Source organism: Salegentibacter sediminis (genome assembly GCF_002078605.1).
Lineage (GTDB): Bacteria > Bacteroidota > Bacteroidia > Flavobacteriales > Flavobacteriaceae > Salegentibacter > Salegentibacter sediminis.
Window position 1 is genome coordinate 717,745 of record NZ_MSJR01000001.1, and the last position, 15,778, is coordinate 733,522.

General features: G+C 42.8%; 14 protein-coding genes. 8 read left to right on the forward strand and 6 right to left on the reverse strand.

Annotated features, from left to right (window positions below; all coding sequences use genetic code 11):
• Positions 1–62: 62 nt before the first annotated feature.
• Positions 63–377 carry a DUF6660 family protein gene (locus BUW93_RS03455; RefSeq protein ID WP_081209206.1) on the reverse strand — a complete coding sequence of 105 codons (315 nt, stop codon included), beginning with the start codon at positions 375–377 and terminating at the stop codon, positions 63–65.
• 295 nt (positions 378–672) lie between these two features.
• On the opposite strand from BUW93_RS03455, the gene BUW93_RS03465 reads away from it, so the two are divergent.
• Positions 673–1,167, forward strand: coding sequence for a RidA family protein (locus tag BUW93_RS03465; RefSeq protein WP_081209210.1), 495 nt, complete (start codon positions 673–675; stop codon positions 1,165–1,167).
• 125 nt (positions 1,168–1,292) lie between these two features.
• The gene (locus BUW93_RS03470; RefSeq protein ID WP_081209212.1) at positions 1,293–2,054 is read left to right on the forward strand and encodes a DUF6503 family protein; all 762 of its coding nucleotides are present in this window, start codon (positions 1,293–1,295) and stop codon (positions 2,052–2,054) included.
• Between the two features lie 1,005 nt (positions 2,055–3,059).
• On the opposite strand, the gene BUW93_RS03480 is transcribed toward BUW93_RS03470, so the two are convergent.
• The 3 genes from BUW93_RS03480 to yaaA form a co-directional block, all read right to left on the reverse strand.
• The gene (locus BUW93_RS03480; protein WP_081209216.1) at positions 3,060–3,950 is read right to left on the reverse strand and encodes a cation diffusion facilitator family transporter; all 891 of its coding nucleotides are present in this window, start codon (positions 3,948–3,950) and stop codon (positions 3,060–3,062) included.
• A 75-nt stretch (positions 3,951–4,025) separates the two neighbouring features.
• Positions 4,026–4,805, reverse strand: coding sequence for a hypothetical protein (locus BUW93_RS03485; RefSeq protein WP_081209218.1), 780 nt, complete (start codon positions 4,803–4,805; stop codon positions 4,026–4,028).
• 739 nt (positions 4,806–5,544) lie between these two features.
• Complete coding sequence (gene yaaA / locus BUW93_RS03490) at positions 5,545–6,306, reverse strand: peroxide stress protein YaaA (RefSeq protein ID WP_081209511.1); 762 nt, start codon at positions 6,304–6,306, stop codon at positions 5,545–5,547.
• 186 nt (positions 6,307–6,492) lie between these two features.
• Between yaaA and BUW93_RS03495 the strand changes: the two genes are divergently transcribed.
• From BUW93_RS03495 to BUW93_RS03520, 6 genes are all read left to right on the forward strand, one after another.
• Positions 6,493–8,472 carry a DUF2075 domain-containing protein gene (locus tag BUW93_RS03495; protein ID WP_081209220.1) on the forward strand — a complete coding sequence of 660 codons (1,980 nt, stop codon included), beginning with the start codon at positions 6,493–6,495 and terminating at the stop codon, positions 8,470–8,472.
• 11 nt (positions 8,473–8,483) lie between these two features.
• Complete coding sequence (locus BUW93_RS03500; RefSeq protein ID WP_081209221.1) at positions 8,484–8,810, forward strand: hypothetical protein; 327 nt, start codon at positions 8,484–8,486, stop codon at positions 8,808–8,810.
• A gap of 3 nt (positions 8,811–8,813) precedes the next feature.
• Entirely contained in the window at positions 8,814–9,794 is a 981-nt protein-coding gene (locus BUW93_RS03505; protein WP_081209223.1) for an HNH endonuclease, read from the forward strand.
• Between the two features lie 121 nt (positions 9,795–9,915).
• A complete protein-coding gene (locus tag BUW93_RS14895) occupies positions 9,916–10,152 on the forward strand; it encodes a hypothetical protein (protein WP_157893276.1) in 237 nt (78 codons plus the stop codon).
• A gap of 461 nt (positions 10,153–10,613) precedes the next feature.
• Positions 10,614–14,066, forward strand: a complete 3,453-nt coding sequence (locus tag BUW93_RS03515; RefSeq protein WP_081209227.1) for a pyruvate carboxylase — start codon at positions 10,614–10,616, stop codon at positions 14,064–14,066.
• Between the two features lie 14 nt (positions 14,067–14,080).
• Positions 14,081–14,740 (forward strand): uracil-DNA glycosylase family protein, encoded by a 660-nt coding sequence (locus BUW93_RS03520; RefSeq protein ID WP_081209229.1) that lies wholly within the window; start codon positions 14,081–14,083, stop codon positions 14,738–14,740.
• A 743-nt stretch (positions 14,741–15,483) separates the two neighbouring features.
• On the opposite strand, the gene BUW93_RS03530 is transcribed toward BUW93_RS03520, so the two are convergent.
• Complete coding sequence (locus BUW93_RS03530) at positions 15,484–15,618, reverse strand: 30S ribosomal protein THX (RefSeq protein ID WP_081209233.1); 135 nt, start codon at positions 15,616–15,618, stop codon at positions 15,484–15,486.
• Positions 15,619–15,621: 3 nt separating this feature from the next.
• The gene (locus BUW93_RS15000) at positions 15,622–15,765 is read right to left on the reverse strand and encodes a hypothetical protein (RefSeq protein ID WP_198536969.1); all 144 of its coding nucleotides are present in this window, start codon (positions 15,763–15,765) and stop codon (positions 15,622–15,624) included.
• Between the last annotated feature and the right edge of the window lie 13 nt (positions 15,766–15,778).

The following is a 15,778-nucleotide window of genomic DNA, read 5'->3' on the forward strand; positions in this document are numbered from 1 at the left end:
AAAAATGTGATTGATCACGGAATGATCAATAGTAGAAGGATATAAGTATCCTGTAAATTGAATTAAATACGCGGAGGTTGGAAATGAGTATTGGGAATTTCTTCGCCCAATCTTTCTCCTTTTTGTACAATTAGGGTAGAAACAGCAGGTTCTATGACTTCAAATTTAGCGGTGCTGAATTGAACCACGTGCACATGACAGCAGTGGCAAATACAAAAAGGAGGACATACATCCTGTCCATCACTTTCCCGGTGATCCTGGTTTGAATCCAGAACTACTGAAACATTTTCCTGATCCTCATAAACCACGGCATCATCACAGGGAAGGAAGTTGAGCCCCAGGAAATAAAAAGATAATATGATCGTCAGAAATTTCATGTGGCACAAAAGTATAAAATTATTGCTGGACCGAAAGTGCAAAACCAGGGATTCTAATTTTTCTTTTAGCTGTACTTTCTTTTCTGTAAAAAATTTCTTCGGAAGCACAGAGTTTGCAAACTCAATGCCTCCAACCTATAGTGGTGAATTGCTTTCAGAATTATTTTTTTATTGCCGGAAATTAAAAAAAAACAAGCTGACTGAACAGAAACATCTCTGTAGGTAAATTGAAACAGCCGGAAGAACACAAGATTAGAGTTTTTCTACTATCTTTTCTTTTTATAAAAACCATAAGATGAAAAAACTGATCGCTTTATTGCTCCTCGCGGTAGCGCCGGTAATGGCCCAGACCCCGGAAGAACGATTAGTCGAATTGGGTATAGCACTGCCGGAAGTAAGGCAGCCTTCGGCAACTTTTGTGAAATGGAGACAGGTGGGGAATCTGCTTTACCTGGCCGGGGAAGGCAGTCCTGAAAAAGGCACTTTAGGAAAAGACCTTAGCACCCAGGAAGGGCGTGAGGCAGCCCGAAATACGGGCATTAGGATTCTGGCTACGCTCAAAGCGGCCACGGGAGACCTGGGGCGTATCAAACAATTCGTTAAGGTGAGGGGCATGGTGAATTCTGCGCCCGATTTTTATGAACAGCCACAGGTGATCAATGGTTTTTCTGATTTGATGGTTGAGGTTTTCGGGGAACGTGGAAAACATGCGCGGGCCGCTGTAGGTCATGTGAGTCTGCCTTCGAATATAGCCGTAGAGATCGAGGTAGTAGTGGAGCTTGAGGACTGATTAAACTATTTCTTAAAACCTGGTCCGATAGCCGACGGGAATGGTTCAGCATTCCCTTTAACTAAGAGAAAAAGTGGACGCCATCAAAAAAAATAATTGTTTACATTTGAATTAAACCCAAATCTATGAAGCAAGTTTTTCTGCTTTTAATTTTAATATTCTTTATTTCCTGTGAGGACGAGGAAAAAAATCAATCTTCACAAGAAACCCAAAAGATAGAGGAGATTATTGAAAAGACTATTGAGACTGCCGGAGGTGAAAATTATACCAGGGCTACTATCACCTTTAATTTCAGGGACCGCACCTATAAAAGTATGCGGCGTGGAATGGAATTTTCCCTGGAAAGACAGTTTGCAGAGGCTTCAGATAGCATTCGGGATGTGGTGAGTAATAGCGGCTTCCACCGGTATGTTAATGATAGTATTCGCGTTATTCCCGATTCCCTTGTTGCCCGGTTTAATAAAGAAATTAAAACGGTAAACTATTTTGCACACCTGCCTTATGGCTTAGATCATCGTGGGCTGGTAAAAGAATTGGTGGGAGAGGCCCAAATAAAGGGAGAGCCTTATTTTCAGCTAAAGATGCTTTTTGGGCAGGGTGCCTCAGGAGTTGTAGGGCACGATGAATTTATATACTGGATTCATAAAGAAGATTTCACCCTGGACTACCTGGCATATAAATTTGTGGAGGACGAAGATGGGATTAGGTTCAGGGCGGCATATAACCCGAGAAGCATTAAGGGAATAAGATTCGTCGATTATAAAAACTATACCTATCATGATCCTGATACTAAACTTTCAGAGCTTGACGAACTCTATGAAGCAGACCAATTGGAGCTGCTTTCCACCATTGAAACCGAAATCCTGGAGGTGGAGCTAAGAGAGTAGAAGGTTCATTCATTCCTGCTTTTCTAAATGTTCAAACTAAGGAGCTAAGCTAAAGCCGAAAGCGCTTGATGAGATCCCAATCCATCCCGATAGCTATCGGGTTTGACGTTTCTTCCATGGCCGTCATCCTGAACTTGATTCAGGATCCCATCTGAGTGAGGTTAGTTTGTTCGGTCTCTCTGGAATTAAGTGAGGCTCAATTTAGCAACCATTACTGAATGGGATACCGGGTCAGGCCCGGTATGACGATGAAACAATTTTGATGAGATACCGGGTCAAGCCCGGCATGACGTTTCCTCCATGGCCGTCATCCTGAACTTGATTCAGGATCTGATCTGAGTGAGGTTAGTATGTTCGGTCTCTCTGGAATTAAGTGAGGCTCAATTTAGCAACCATTACTGAATGGGATACCGGGTCAGGCCCGGTATGACGATGAAACAATTTTGATGAGATACCGGGTCAAGCCCGGCATGACGTTTCCTCCATGGTCGTCATCCTGAACTTGATTCAGGATCTCATCAGAGTGAGACAAATGGTACCCTTAATTCCGAAGCCCATCATCCTGAACTTGATTCAGGATCACATCAGAGTGAGGCAAGAAGTGCCATTCATTCTACAAGAAAAGACTAAATTCAATATTGTCAGTAGGATGAGATGCCGGATCCAGTCCGGCATGACGATGAAACAATCTTTATGAGATGCCGGGTCGTCCCGAGAGCTATCGGGAGGCATATCGGTTCCTCCATGGTCGTCATCCTGAACTTGATTCAGGGTCTCATCAGAGGGAGCCAAATGGTTCCCTTAATTCCGAAGCCCGTCATCCTGAACTTGATTCAGGATCCCATCTGAGTGAGGCAAGAAGTGCCATTCATTCTACAAAAAAAGACTAAATTCAATATTCTCAGTAGGATGAGATACCGGGTCAAGCCCGGTATGACGATTAAAAAAGATGGATGAGATGCCGGGTCATCCCGCTAACTATCGTAGTAGTGAAAAAATCTCTCATTAATGCCTATGAGCTTTTTCCAGCTCACAGGTTTCGCTATCCAGTTCGGTTTCTATGGTGTAGTGTTCAAAGGCATAAACTTTCAGAATCTCTTTCACCTGCTTTTTAACCTCCAGTATTTCTGAAAATTCACTGATCTCCCGTAATTTCAGGTGGGCGGTAAATACATGGTGTTCCCCTTCCAGCGACCAGATATGGGTATGATGCAGGGAGGCCACTTTTTCTACTTCCAGGATGCTGTTTTCAATTTCTTCCAGGTTCAGGTCTTTTGGTACTCCCTGTAGAAAGATGAACAAAGTTTCTTTGAGCCGTTTGAAAACATTCCACAAAATATAAAGGGTGATAAGCAGGGAGAGGGCGGGATCCAGGTAAAGAATTTCTTTGAAGCTCAGGATCACAGCTACCACCAGCACGGCAAACCAGCCCAATACATCTTCCAGCAGGTGCCAGGAGACCACCTTTTCGTTGAGGCTCTTTCCGCCGCTGAGTTTGTAGGCTGCATAACCGTTCACCGCAACCCCTATTAAGGCAAAAATGATCATTCCTGTGGCATCGGAGGCTTCAGGTTCAATGAGCCGCCCTACAGCTTCAGAAATCACATATACAGAGCCAATGATAAGGACAAGACTGTTGATGAGGGCACCCAAAAGTGAAAACCGGCGATACCCAAAAGAAAATTTTGAATTCGATTTTTCCTTACTCTTATTATCCAGGTACCAGGCCGAACCCAAAGAAAGACTGTCTCCCAAGTCGTGCACCGCATCCGACATTATTGCCACGCTGTTTACATACCAACCCCCGATAAACTCCAGGATGGTGAAACCCAGATTCAGAAAAAATGCCAGCTTAAGATTCTTTCCCGTGCTGCTGTGCGAATGATCATGACCCATATCCTGATTTTGCTCCCGGAAAGATACTAAGAAATTTTCAGGAGCAAAATGAAGGAATAATATTCGCTAATACTTTTAATTCTGGGTGCGGGTGGTTACCTGAGGTCCAATTCCGCTTAATTCCTGGTCGTAAATCCAGATCTCGGTTTGTGCCCCGTTGAGGAGGTCCATCCAGCCTTTGTAGAAGCTTTCATAACTGCCTTGTCCGTGCTCTTTTTCATATTTTTCTTTCCATTTATGATCCACTCCCAGGGTAGCGAAATCATCGAAGAAATACACCAGGGAAAGGTCGCGCCCATCTTTGGTGGCTGCAAATTCATTCGTATAGATCCCCAGGGGAGTTTCCGGGTATTGATTCTTAAAGACTGCCGATATTTTTTCCACATGGTCCATCGCTGCCTCGTAGGTCCCGGCTTTAAAATCATAAGTAGTGACATCGAGTTTAGACATTTCAAAATTCTGCGGGAAATGGGAGTTCCCGGTATCAAATCGCCAGTAAGTTATATCCTGCTCGTCTTTCATATAAGGCACCACGTTCTCATACCAGTCTTTGTCGTGCGCCTCCCGGTTGTCATAGGTGGCATTATCCAGGGCACTCCAGGGCATCGGGCCCATTACGGCCATCATTTTTTCGGCATTGGGGCCATTCATTACCTGAAAAATACGTACGCCCATGGCACCTTCAGCGTGATATTCATTATTATGCGCTTTTAAGCCTTCCCTGAATTTGAAAAAATCTGCGGGTTCCGGAGCGATTAGCATCGTTGCAATAATCAGGGGTTCCTGTGTTTCGTTTTCGGTTTGAGAGATGCCCAAAAAAGGGATGAGCATCAACCAGATAATTAGTGTTTTCATAAGACTTATGTTTAGTGAATTAATACTCTTAACAGAAGCCTGGGGCAGGGTGGCTTGCTTTTGTCCGGGAGGAATACCTTCTTAAGGTACTAAAAATATCTATGATAATCAGTATTTTATATTTTTTTTGGTAGTTGTGGAAGCTTGATTTATTTAAAAAATAACCGGCCTGAGCCTTAGCATATTTCTCATTATGTCATCCAATGAACCCAAAACTATTGGGAGGCTAAGCCCGACCAGAAGGAGGAAGAGCTTGTCCTGAGCGCGCAGCAGCCGAAGGGTCGAAGCCTTTCGAATTTCCGACAATAGTGTCTACGTACTATCAGGCACTTCGACTTTTCCTTCGGCTATCGCCTCGGGCTCAGTGTGACAGTTGGTGGCTTAAGAAGTAACTGCTTTATACAAAAGATTACTTCGGTTGTGCCTCCCTCGTAATGACGGTTTATTTGTACCCGATTTTCATCAGGATCCTTCGTAATTACGACTTCATTTGCCCCGTCATTGCGAGCGCAAAGCGCGTGGCAATCTCTTCTAAGGAGTAGCAATATATAGGCAAAATCCCTGTCAGGCTGAGCCCTTAGCAACCGGCAGGGTGCTAAGGAAAGTCGAAGCCCTTTCGGTGTGATAGCCTATTTGAATTAAGAAATATATTATTAATAAGATCGCTTCACAAAACCGATACCCCTTAACTGACAACTCAGAACCGGGAACTCAGAACCCGGAACCGGGAACCGAAACCCTACCTCACAAACATCGGCTCATTTTCCTTTTTCGTTTCTTCCTCGCTAAACCGATAATCCATATAATCAAAGCCTTTGATGTCCTCCAGGCTTTGCGCATCTTTATCGATAATATAACGCACCATCGCACCACGAGCCTGCTTGGCGAAGAAGCTGATGATCTTTAGCTTGCCGTTCTTGAAGTCTTTGAAAACAGGAGAGACCACTTCCGACTTTAATTTCCTGGCATCCACGGCCTTGAAATATTCCTTGCTGGCCAGGTTGAGGAAGAGTTCTCCTTCTTCGAGTTCGCTGTTTAGGTAATTGGTGACTTTTTTCTGCCACAACTCATAAAGATTCTCTTTGCGTTCTATCCCCATGTTGGTGCCCATTTCCAGACGGTAAGGCTGAATGAGATCCAGAGGCCTTAAGATCCCGTACATACCCGAGAGGATACGCAGACTATCCTGCAGGTGGTCCAGCTTTTCGGTGGGGATGGTATAAGCATCCAGGCCGGTGTACACGTCGCCGGCAAAGGCGTAAACGGCAGGCCGGGAATTCTTCTTGTTGTGCTCCTCCTCAAACTCGTGGTAGCGGTTGTAGTTGAGATCGGCGAGTTTATCGCTGATGCTCATCAGCTTCATGAGTTCCTTTTTGCTCATTCGGGAGAGCTTACGGTTTATCTTTGCTGCGGTGTCCAGGAATTCGGGTTGGGTGCCGCGGGTGGTAGGGAGTTTAGAGTCGTAGTCCAGACTCTTGGCGGGGGAAACAACAATTTTCATAGGCTTCTTATTTACTTTCAAAGATAATTTAAAGCTCCTAAAATGAAAACCCCCAGGCTTCATACTTTTTTATGAGAGCATAAATGGAACTTATCTGCTGAAAAGGAGTTTAACAAAGGTTTTTTAGGTTGTGAAAATAGTGTTAAATTGGAGCGAACTTAAACTAACTAACCCTTTTTTTAATTAATGCTGAATTATTATTATAAAGATGAAATATCATCTTTTGTTCAAAAAAGTGCAGAAGAAATAATCGGCCAGATAACGCTCTCCAATCAATTTGACGCTACACGGAATCAAAATAAATCTTGGGAACTTCAAATTCGTTCCTTAAAAGATATACTTAGAGGTTACCAAGGAACAATTTTCTTTGAATTTTCTATACCAAGAATGGGGAAACGAGTTGATGTAATCTTAATTATTCAAGATATTGTTTTTGTAGTTGAATATAAGGTTGGGGAAAGTAATTATTTGAGTTATAATCTCGAGCAAGTTTGGGATTACGCTTTAGATTTAAAAAACTTTCATGCACCAAGTCATAATTCTTTATTAGTACCTGTCTTGGTAGCTACGGAAGCTCTGGAATCTTTTATTGAAATTGGCACAACTTCCCACAATGATAACCTTTTGCTACCTATTCGCACAAATAATTCAGGCTTGAATGAGGTGATCAAAACTACTATTAGCTTTTTTGGGGAGAAAAAGAATCTCATTGAGGGGAAACTTTTTTCTCAGGGAAGGTATTCGCCAACACCAACGATTGTAGAAGCAGCTGTCTCACTATATAATGATCATACGGTAGATGAAATTACGCGAAATGATGCTGAGGCAAAAAACCTAACTGCCACTACTACTTCGATAGCACAAATAATAAAGGAGGCTAAAAATGAAAGTAAAAAAGTTATTTGTTTCGTGACAGGAGTTCCCGGTGCAGGAAAAACTTTAGTTGGTCTAAAGGTAGCTACAACCCATTTAGAAGAGAAAAATGGAAATGCGAGTGTTTATTTATCTGGAAATGCACCGTTGGTAGCAATTTTACAGGAAGCATTGGCACGTGACAAAGTGAAAAATGAAAGGGAAAAAGGGAATAAAATTACAAAAGGAAAAGCGAAAGCAGGAGTGAAAGCTTTCATCCAGATAATTCACCATTATAGAGATGCATATTTAGCTGATCCCAATCCTCCTTATGATCATATCGCAATTTTTGATGAGGCGCAGCGAGCCTGGAACAAAGAGCAAACGGTGAAATTTATGAAACAAAAGAAGGGACAGACTGACTTTGATTACTCTGAACCTGAATTTTTGATTTCTTGTTTAGATAGGCATGAAGACTGGGCGGTAGTTGTTTGTTTAGTTGGGGGTGGTCAAGAAATAAATACGGGTGAGGCAGGAATTTCTGAATGGTTAGAAGCAATAAATAAAAGATTTAAGTATTGGGAGGTTTATATTTCTCCTAATCTAACTGACTCTGAATATGCTGCAGAAACTTCAATTAATCAATTAAAAAATAAAACTAAAGTTAAATTTGATTCAGACCTTCATTTAGCTGTTTCGATGCGCTCCTTTAGAGCAGAAAACCTCTCCTTATTGGTGAAAAATATTTTGGACCTAGATATTGAAAAGGCACGGCAGACTTTTTCTAATCTATCACCCAAATATCCAATTGTATTAACAAGGGATTTGACTAAAGCTAAGAAATGGTTACAGGAAAAAGCTAGAGGAAGTGAACGGTACGGAATTGTTGTATCATCACAGGCACAACGATTAAAACCTTATGCAATTGACGTTAAATCACCAATGAATCCTGTACACTGGTTTTTGAATGATAAAGATGATGTTCGCTCCTCCTATTTTATGGAAGATGTCGCCACCGAATTCCATGTTCAAGGACTTGAATTGGATTGGGCATGTGTGGCTTGGGATGGTGATTTAAGATACTCAGAAAAGGGTTGGCAAACATTTTCGTTTGTAGGAAAAAAGTGGCAACATATTAGAAAAGAAGAGCGGAAAAAATATTTAATTAATGCTTATCGAGTTTTGCTAACGAGAGCAAGACAAGGAATGGTTATCGTAATTCCAGAAGGAAGCAATGAAGACCATACTAGAAAATCTGATTTTTATGATTCCACATATAATTACCTGAAAAGGGTTGGAATTCCATTTTTATAATGTAAAAAAATATGATAAAAAATAATATTGAATTTGAATACAGATATAGAGATGCTGCGAACTATAAAACGTATGGAGGCATCGTATTCAGCAATATGCATAAACTCTCTATTGAAGATATTAAGGATAGTATAAAAAAAATATTAATTGATGGTGAGTATTTTTATCCCTCTCCCTTGGGTATTCCTACTTTTGAAACCAGTTTGATAAACCTCGATATCAATCCTACTTGGTATGAATTTACGGAGGTTGAGGTTACAGAAGAAAAAGTTTCTGATAACAGAGATATTACTGAATTCATAGAAGATTTGAAACATCAGAAATTAGCTGTAGGTTAATATATGTCAGAAGAGCTCATTTATAGATATTCCGCCTATTTCAAAAAACTAAATCGAGGTTATACCAAAGACCTTGGGAGGGCCCCTCATAAGCCAATTTTACTTCTTTCTGTAATTCAACTTATAGCTAAAGGATTAATTACCACTAATAAAATATTTATTGATTCCGATCTGCTATTGGCGTTTCAAAATAATTGGAAACTATTGGTGCACACCGGTCATTCTCAAAATTTTGCTTTACCATTTTTCCATATGAGATCTGAACCATTCTGGCATTTAGTAGCCAAACCTGGAAAGCAATTATCGTTAACCAGTTCAAAAAGTATCAAAAGTTTCAATAGTCTCAATGAAACTTTTGCATTTGCAGAAATTGATAAACAATTATTTCAGTTGCTTCTACTGCCGGAAAATCAATTATGGTTTGAGCAGTTATTAATCGAATTATATTTCCCTAATTTTAAATCATATTACAAACGTCCCGAAAAGTATTCAGAAGAAATTAAAATTGAAAATGAGATTCTTAATGAACCAAGTGAAAAGTATCAGGCTCATATAAATGAATTAAAAAACCAATTAGAGGATAATCAATTTGAAGAGGAGATATTTATTCGGGGAAGTTTATTTAAGAAAACAGTTCCAAAAATATACGATTATACTTGCTGTATTTCTGGTTTAAAGATAAACTCAACACATAATGTGCAAATGGTAGATGCCTGCCATATTTATCCCTTTAGTATTTCTAATGATGATACCGTTACAAATGGGATTGCTTTATCACCAACGCTTCATCGGGCTTTCGATCGGGGTTTGATTACTCTTAATTCTAGCTATGTAGTCAGAGTTTCACCTTCAATTCAAGATGAAAGTAGTAACTATTCATTGAGCCAGTTTGAAGGTCGGCAAATTCTTCTTCCCGAAAATGAAAAATGGTATCCATCCCAGGAATCGCTGAACTGGCACAATAAAGAAGCTTTCTTATTGTAATTCCAGATATATTCTCAAAGTAGAATAATAAGGGAAACCTTGTACTTTTCTTTTTTACGAATCAAGTTTCCACCTTGATCTTATTTTTTCGTATCTTATACCATCCAATTTTTTGAAAATTATGGAAGGTCCTGAGAAAAAACCCAATTATGTGAAGTCCTGCATCGCCAGGTTCAGCTTCAGGGAGTCCTGCGATTTTTTGCTGGACTTTAACAGGTTTATGCTCTCCGATGATGAGAAGAAGGGCGAGGGGAAATTCATCAGGATTAGCTTCAATCGCGGCCGGCGCAAAGCCCGGAAACAAAACTTTAAATGCAGATATAAGATGATGACTAACTACGACAGATCGCTTAATTAGTTGGTAGTCTTTTTAGTTCTCGGTTTTCGGTTCTCGGTTTTCGGTTCCCAGTTCTTGGTTTTCGGTTCTCGGTTCTCGGTTTTTTGTTTATTGTTTGGGTTTGTTGTTTTTCCTGTGACCCTGTGATGCAGTGAAGTTGTGACGCTGTGACGAAGTGATGTTGTGATTCGTTAGTTTGTTAATTCGTCGGGGACGTGAACCTTAAACGTTCAAAAGATTGCCGCGTCGGGCTAGGGCCCTCCTCGCAATGACGGTGGAAACAAAAGATTGCCACGTCGGGCTCGCGCCCTCCTCGCAATGACGCTTGAAACAAAAACTTCTACCGTCTACCGACTAAAGACTACCGACTAAAGTCTACCCACTAACTTTATAGAAATTTTAGCACTCCAAATCCCGCTTAGCTCTTTATCTTTTAATAGTTTTCGGAAGTAACCAGAATATTTATTTTTTAAAAACTTCAGATGAAAATTCAAAAAGTATTGGTAGCCAACAGGGGAGAGATCGCAATCAGGATCTTTCGTGCCTGCACCGAGATAGGAATAAGAACCGTGGGGATCTACACCTTTGAAGACCGTTATTCCCTGCACCGCTACAAAGCCGACGAGTCTTACCAGATAGGCAGCGATAAAGAACCTCTTAAACCATACCTCGATATCCAGGCCATTATAAAACTGGCCAAAGAGATTGGTGCCGATGCTATTCACCCCGGCTACGGATTCCTTTCAGAAAACGCCGACTTTGCCCAGGCCTGCGCCGATAATGAGCTCATCTTTGTGGGGCCGGAGGTTTCCGTGCTTAAAAGTCTGGGGGATAAAGTCACCGCCAAAAAGGTGGCTATAGAAAACAATGTACCGGTAATTGAAAGCAATACCAAAGAGCTCAATGATGAGGCAACGGCCCTGGAGGAAGCCGATAGGATTGGTTACCCCGTGATGCTGAAAGCAGCCAGTGGAGGTGGAGGCCGCGGAATGCGCGTGCTGCGCAATGAAGAGGAGCTAAAAAAGGCTTTTACCGAGTCTAAGCGGGAAGCCCTGAATGCCTTTGGAGACGACACGGTTTTCATCGAGAAGTTTATTGAAAATCCGAAGCATATAGAAATACAAATCGTCGCCGATAACCACGGAAATATGGTGCACCTCTTTGAGCGCGACTGCTCCGTGCAACGCCGCTACCAGAAGGTGATAGAATTTGCACCTTCCCATAACCTGGAACAGGAAACCAAAGAAAAGCTATACCAATATGCCCTGAATATTTGTGGCGCGGTGAATTATAATAACATCGGGACCGTAGAATTCCTGGTAGATGAAGATGGCAGCATCTATTTTATAGAGGTGAATCCGCGTATCCAGGTGGAGCACACCGTCACCGAGGTGGTAACCAATATAGACCTGGTGAAGGCCCAGCTTTTTATCGCCGGCGGTTATCACCTAAGCGACAAACAAATCAAGATCAAAGACCAGGAGTCTTTACAGATCAATGGTTTTGCCCTGCAATGCCGAATCACTACTGAAGATCCTGCCAACGACTTTAAACCCGATTACGGGACCATTACTACTTATAGGAGTGCTTCCGGATTTGGGATAAGGCTGGATGCGGGAAGTCTATACCAGGGCGTGACTATCTCTCCCTTTTTCGATTCTATGCTGGTGAAGGTTTCGGCCAGTGGGCGTACCCTCGATGGCGCCTGCCGGAAGATGCGCCGTGCCCTGGCAGAGTTCAGGATACGAGGGGTGAAGACCAATATCTCTTTCCTGGATAATATTCTGAATCACCCAGGTTTCCGCGACGGAAGCGCTACGGTGAATTTCATCGCCAGCCACCCGGAACTATTTAAGCTGAGGGAAACGCGAAACCGTGCCACCCGAATGGTGGAATTCCTCGGAGATATTGTGGTTAACGGAAATCCCGATGTGAAGGAGGTAAAGGAGAAACCAGATTTCATCAAGCCTGAAGTGCCGGAATTTGACGCTAACGCGGCTTATCCCAAAGGTACCAAAGACCTGCTCACCGAACTGGGGCCGGAAGGCTTTTCAGAATGGTTGAAAAAGGAGAAAAAGATTCACTTTACCGATACCACCATGCGCGATGCGCACCAAAGTTTGCTGGCTACGCGTATGCGTACTGTAGATATGCTGAAAGTGGCTGAAGGTTATGCTAAAAACCACCCTGAAACTTTCAGTATGGAAGTCTGGGGCGGGGCTACCTTCGATGTTTGTTTGCGTTTTCTGAAGGAAAATCCCTGGGAACGCCTGCAATTACTTCGCAAGGCGATGCCTAATATCCTGCTGCAGATGCTCATAAGAGGTTCTAATGGCGTAGGCTACACCGCCTATCCCGATAATCTCATCGAGAAATTTGTAGCTGAAGCCTGGGAGAACGGGGTGGATATCTTCCGTATTTTCGATTCTCTTAACTGGATGGAATCTATCGCGCCCTGTATTGATTATGTGAGAAAAAATACCGGCGGACTTGCAGAGGCTTCTATTTGCTATACCGGCGATATCCTGGATACGAAAAACACCAAATACAATCTTGACTATTACCTTCAACTGGCAAAAGATATCGAGAACGCCGGGGCACATATCCTGGCGATAAAAGATATGGCCGGCCTGCTAAAACCCTACGCTGCCGGCGAGCTTATTTCCGCATTGAAATCAGAAATAAATATTCCGGTGCACCTGCATACCCACGATACTTCCTCTATTCAGGCGGCAACTTACCTGAGGGCGATAGAAGCAGGGGTAGATGTGGTAGACGTAGCCCTGGGCGGACTCTCAGGCCTTACCTCGCAACCTAACTTCAATTCCCTGGTGGAAATGACCGCCTCCGGAGAGCGCCAGGCCGATTTTAATATGGAGAAACTCAATGAGTATTCTCATTACTGGGAAGAAGTGCGCAAATATTATTTCCCTTTTGAGAGTGGCCTGAAAGCCGGTACCGCCGATGTGTATAAACACGAGATCCCGGGAGGGCAGTATTCCAACCTGAAACCCCAGGCCGAATCTTTAGGGCTTGGGCATCGTTTTCACGAGATCACCGCGATGTACTCTAAGGTGAACATGCTCTTTGGTGATATTATTAAAGTGACGCCCAGCAGTAAAGTGGTGGGAGATATGGCGCAGTACCTGGTCAGCAATAACCTGAGTATCGAAGATGTGAAGGAAAAAGGGGAGAAGCTTAACTTTCCGCAGTCGGTAGTGAATTTCTTTAGAGGAGACCTGGGGCAGCCCGTAGGTGGCTTCCCGAAAGACTTGCAGAAGATTATTTTGAAAGGGGAGAAACCTTATACCGACAGGCCAAATGCGCACCTGGAACCCATTGATTTTGATAAGGAGTTCAAAGAATTTGAAAACACTTTTAAAGAAGGTATGGGCCGTAAACTAGAAATGACCGATTTCCTTTCCTATAAACTCTATCCAAAAGTATTCACCGATTTCTTTAACCATTACAGGCAGTTTGGGGAAGTGATGAATATCCCAACCCCTGATTTCTTCTACGGAATGACCCCGGGCGAGGAGATCACCGTGGAGATGGACAAAGGAAAGACACTGCTTATCGAGTTCCTTTCGGTGGGAACCGCAGGGGAAGACGGCCTGGTAGACGTTTTCTTTAAAGTAAACGGACAAACCCGAACGGTGAAAGTTCAGGATAAATCGGTTAAAGTGGAAAAGGTGGTGCACACCAAAGTCGATAAGGATGATTTTAAACAAGTGGGAGCACCGCTACAGGGGTCTTTATCCTCTATATTGGTAAGGCAGGGAGAAAAGGTTAAGAAGAACCAGCCCTTGTTCGTGATAGAAGCGATGAAGATGGAAACCACCATCACCGCCACGGCCGAAGGAGAGATCGCTGATATTATCCACAAGGAAGGCACGATGGTCTTCGCCGATGACCTGGTAGTAAAACTTAAATAAAAAAACCAAAGCTTATTTTTCATCATACACATCCATATCGTCCTTTTATTCCTGAAAATGCGACAAAACTCATCGTGGGGACCTTACCCCCGCCGAGATTTACAAAGGGAGAGCTGAAGGAGGGCGATGTGGATTTCTGTTATGGGAGCCGGGATGGTTTGTTGTGGACGGTCCTGGATAAGATCTTTGGGCTGGATCTGAAATTTGAGACCACCGAGGAAGCCGTCCAGCAGCGAATAGATTTCCTGAAGGAACGCGGGATTGGTATCTGCGATATGGTAGAGAGCAGTCGGCGTGAAAAGATAGACGCCAGTGACCTGGGGATGCAAAAGGTAGAGCTTCGGGATATGATAGGCATTCTGCGGGAACATCCTAAAGTAGAACGGCTGTTATTCACGGGAGGGAACTCCAAAAACGGCCCCGAATATTTTTTCCGAAGACATCTCAGGGAAATAGAGGAGGATATCAGGCTTAAAGTGATCTCCAACGAGGTGCCCAGGGTTCATCAATTTGTCCTCGATGGCCGATTGATAAACACGGTTTCCCTCACTGCTCCCTCTGGTTCTGCTAACCGTGCGATAGGCAGTATGGAGCTCTATAAATACCTGAAACAAAAAGATGCTAATTTCAATACCATAGATTTTAGGGTGATGCAATACAGGGAATGGCTGTAATTCGGTTATGAGTTGTCAGTTTTGAGTTGTGGGTTCTCCGTTTTTTTGTTTATGGTTTGGGGTTCGGTGTTTGCAAAGTGGAGAGAGGAGAGTCGATTTTTATCCCTTAAGGTTTGCTTATTACTTGCTGGGCTCACGGAGGAGGTTTTTTTCTTCCGCCGTCATCCTGAACTTGATTCAGGATCCCATCAGGGTGAGAGCAGAAGATAAACAGAATGAGATACCGGGTCAAGCCCGGTATGATGATTCTCTGCGCGTTTATACCTACTGGCGTCACCCTGAACTCGATTCAGGATCCCATCAGGATGAGACCAGAAGTGAAAACAGGATGAGATACGGGATCAAGCCCGGTATGACGATTCTCTACGCGTTTATATCTACTGGCGTCACCCTGAACTCGATTCAGGATCCCATCAGGGTGAGACCAGAAGTGAAAACAGGATGAGATACCGGGTCATCCCGATAGCTATCAGAACGCCATGACGTTTATCTTGAAACCGTCACCCTGAACTCGATTCAGGGTCTCATAAGAGTGAGGGGGCGGACAGTTGCGATAAGAGGGAACCCATAACTGAGAACCATTAAAAAAGCCTACCGACTGAAAACAAAAAACCCCAGGCTCAAAGTAAACCTCTGAAGCTGGGGTCAACTGTAAAGTAGTTTTTTACGACTACTCCAGTTTTTCTATTATTTCAAGTTGTGCTGTCGGAGAACCGACGCTATTTTTTTCAAGGTCTTCAGTCTTATTGAAGTTCTTTCTTACTCTGCTCGGCTACTGTGGTAGGTTTCACCTTAAACTTTTTTCGTTTAGGACGTAGTTTACCATAAGTGCCGATGGCAATTTTACCGCGTTTGGTTTTTTTGTCTCCTCTACCCATAAATTACTTTTTGTTTTGTTGATCTTTTATGGTTTTTTCATCAAAATCAACCTCGTTAGTATCCCGGTCGGTTTTTCCGGTAGGATTGGTTGGATTTTTATGATCTTCTTTCCTTTTCTTTTTATTATTTTCAATTGGACCTGGCATAATTATCTGTTTT

Excerpts from the sequence above, each read along its gene's own strand:
- BUW93_RS03455 (WP_081209206.1), bottom strand. The coding sequence starts at position 377 with ATGAAATTTCTGACGATCATATTATCTTTTTATTTCCTGGGGCTCAAC.
- BUW93_RS03465 (WP_081209210.1), top strand. The coding sequence starts at position 673 with ATGAAAAAACTGATCGCTTTATTGCTCCTCGCGGTAGCGCCGGTAATG.
- BUW93_RS03470 (WP_081209212.1), top strand. The coding sequence starts at position 1,293 with ATGAAGCAAGTTTTTCTGCTTTTAATTTTAATATTCTTTATTTCCTGT.
- BUW93_RS03480 (WP_081209216.1), bottom strand. The coding sequence starts at position 3,950 with ATGGGTCATGATCATTCGCACAGCAGCACGGGAAAGAATCTTAAGCTG.
- BUW93_RS03485 (WP_081209218.1), bottom strand. The coding sequence starts at position 4,805 with ATGAAAACACTAATTATCTGGTTGATGCTCATCCCTTTTTTGGGCATC.
- yaaA (WP_081209511.1), bottom strand. The coding sequence starts at position 6,306 with ATGAAAATTGTTGTTTCCCCCGCCAAGAGTCTGGACTACGACTCTAAA.
- BUW93_RS03495 (WP_081209220.1), top strand. The coding sequence starts at position 6,493 with ATGCTGAATTATTATTATAAAGATGAAATATCATCTTTTGTTCAAAAA.
- BUW93_RS03500 (WP_081209221.1), top strand. The coding sequence starts at position 8,484 with ATGATAAAAAATAATATTGAATTTGAATACAGATATAGAGATGCTGCG.
- BUW93_RS03505 (WP_081209223.1), top strand. The coding sequence starts at position 8,814 with ATGTCAGAAGAGCTCATTTATAGATATTCCGCCTATTTCAAAAAACTA.
- BUW93_RS14895 (WP_157893276.1), top strand. The coding sequence starts at position 9,916 with ATGGAAGGTCCTGAGAAAAAACCCAATTATGTGAAGTCCTGCATCGCC.
- BUW93_RS03515 (WP_081209227.1), top strand. The coding sequence starts at position 10,614 with ATGAAAATTCAAAAAGTATTGGTAGCCAACAGGGGAGAGATCGCAATC.
- BUW93_RS03530 (WP_081209233.1), bottom strand. The coding sequence starts at position 15,618 with ATGGGTAGAGGAGACAAAAAAACCAAACGCGGTAAAATTGCCATCGGC.
- BUW93_RS15000 (WP_198536969.1), bottom strand. The coding sequence starts at position 15,765 with ATGCCAGGTCCAATTGAAAATAATAAAAAGAAAAGGAAAGAAGATCAT.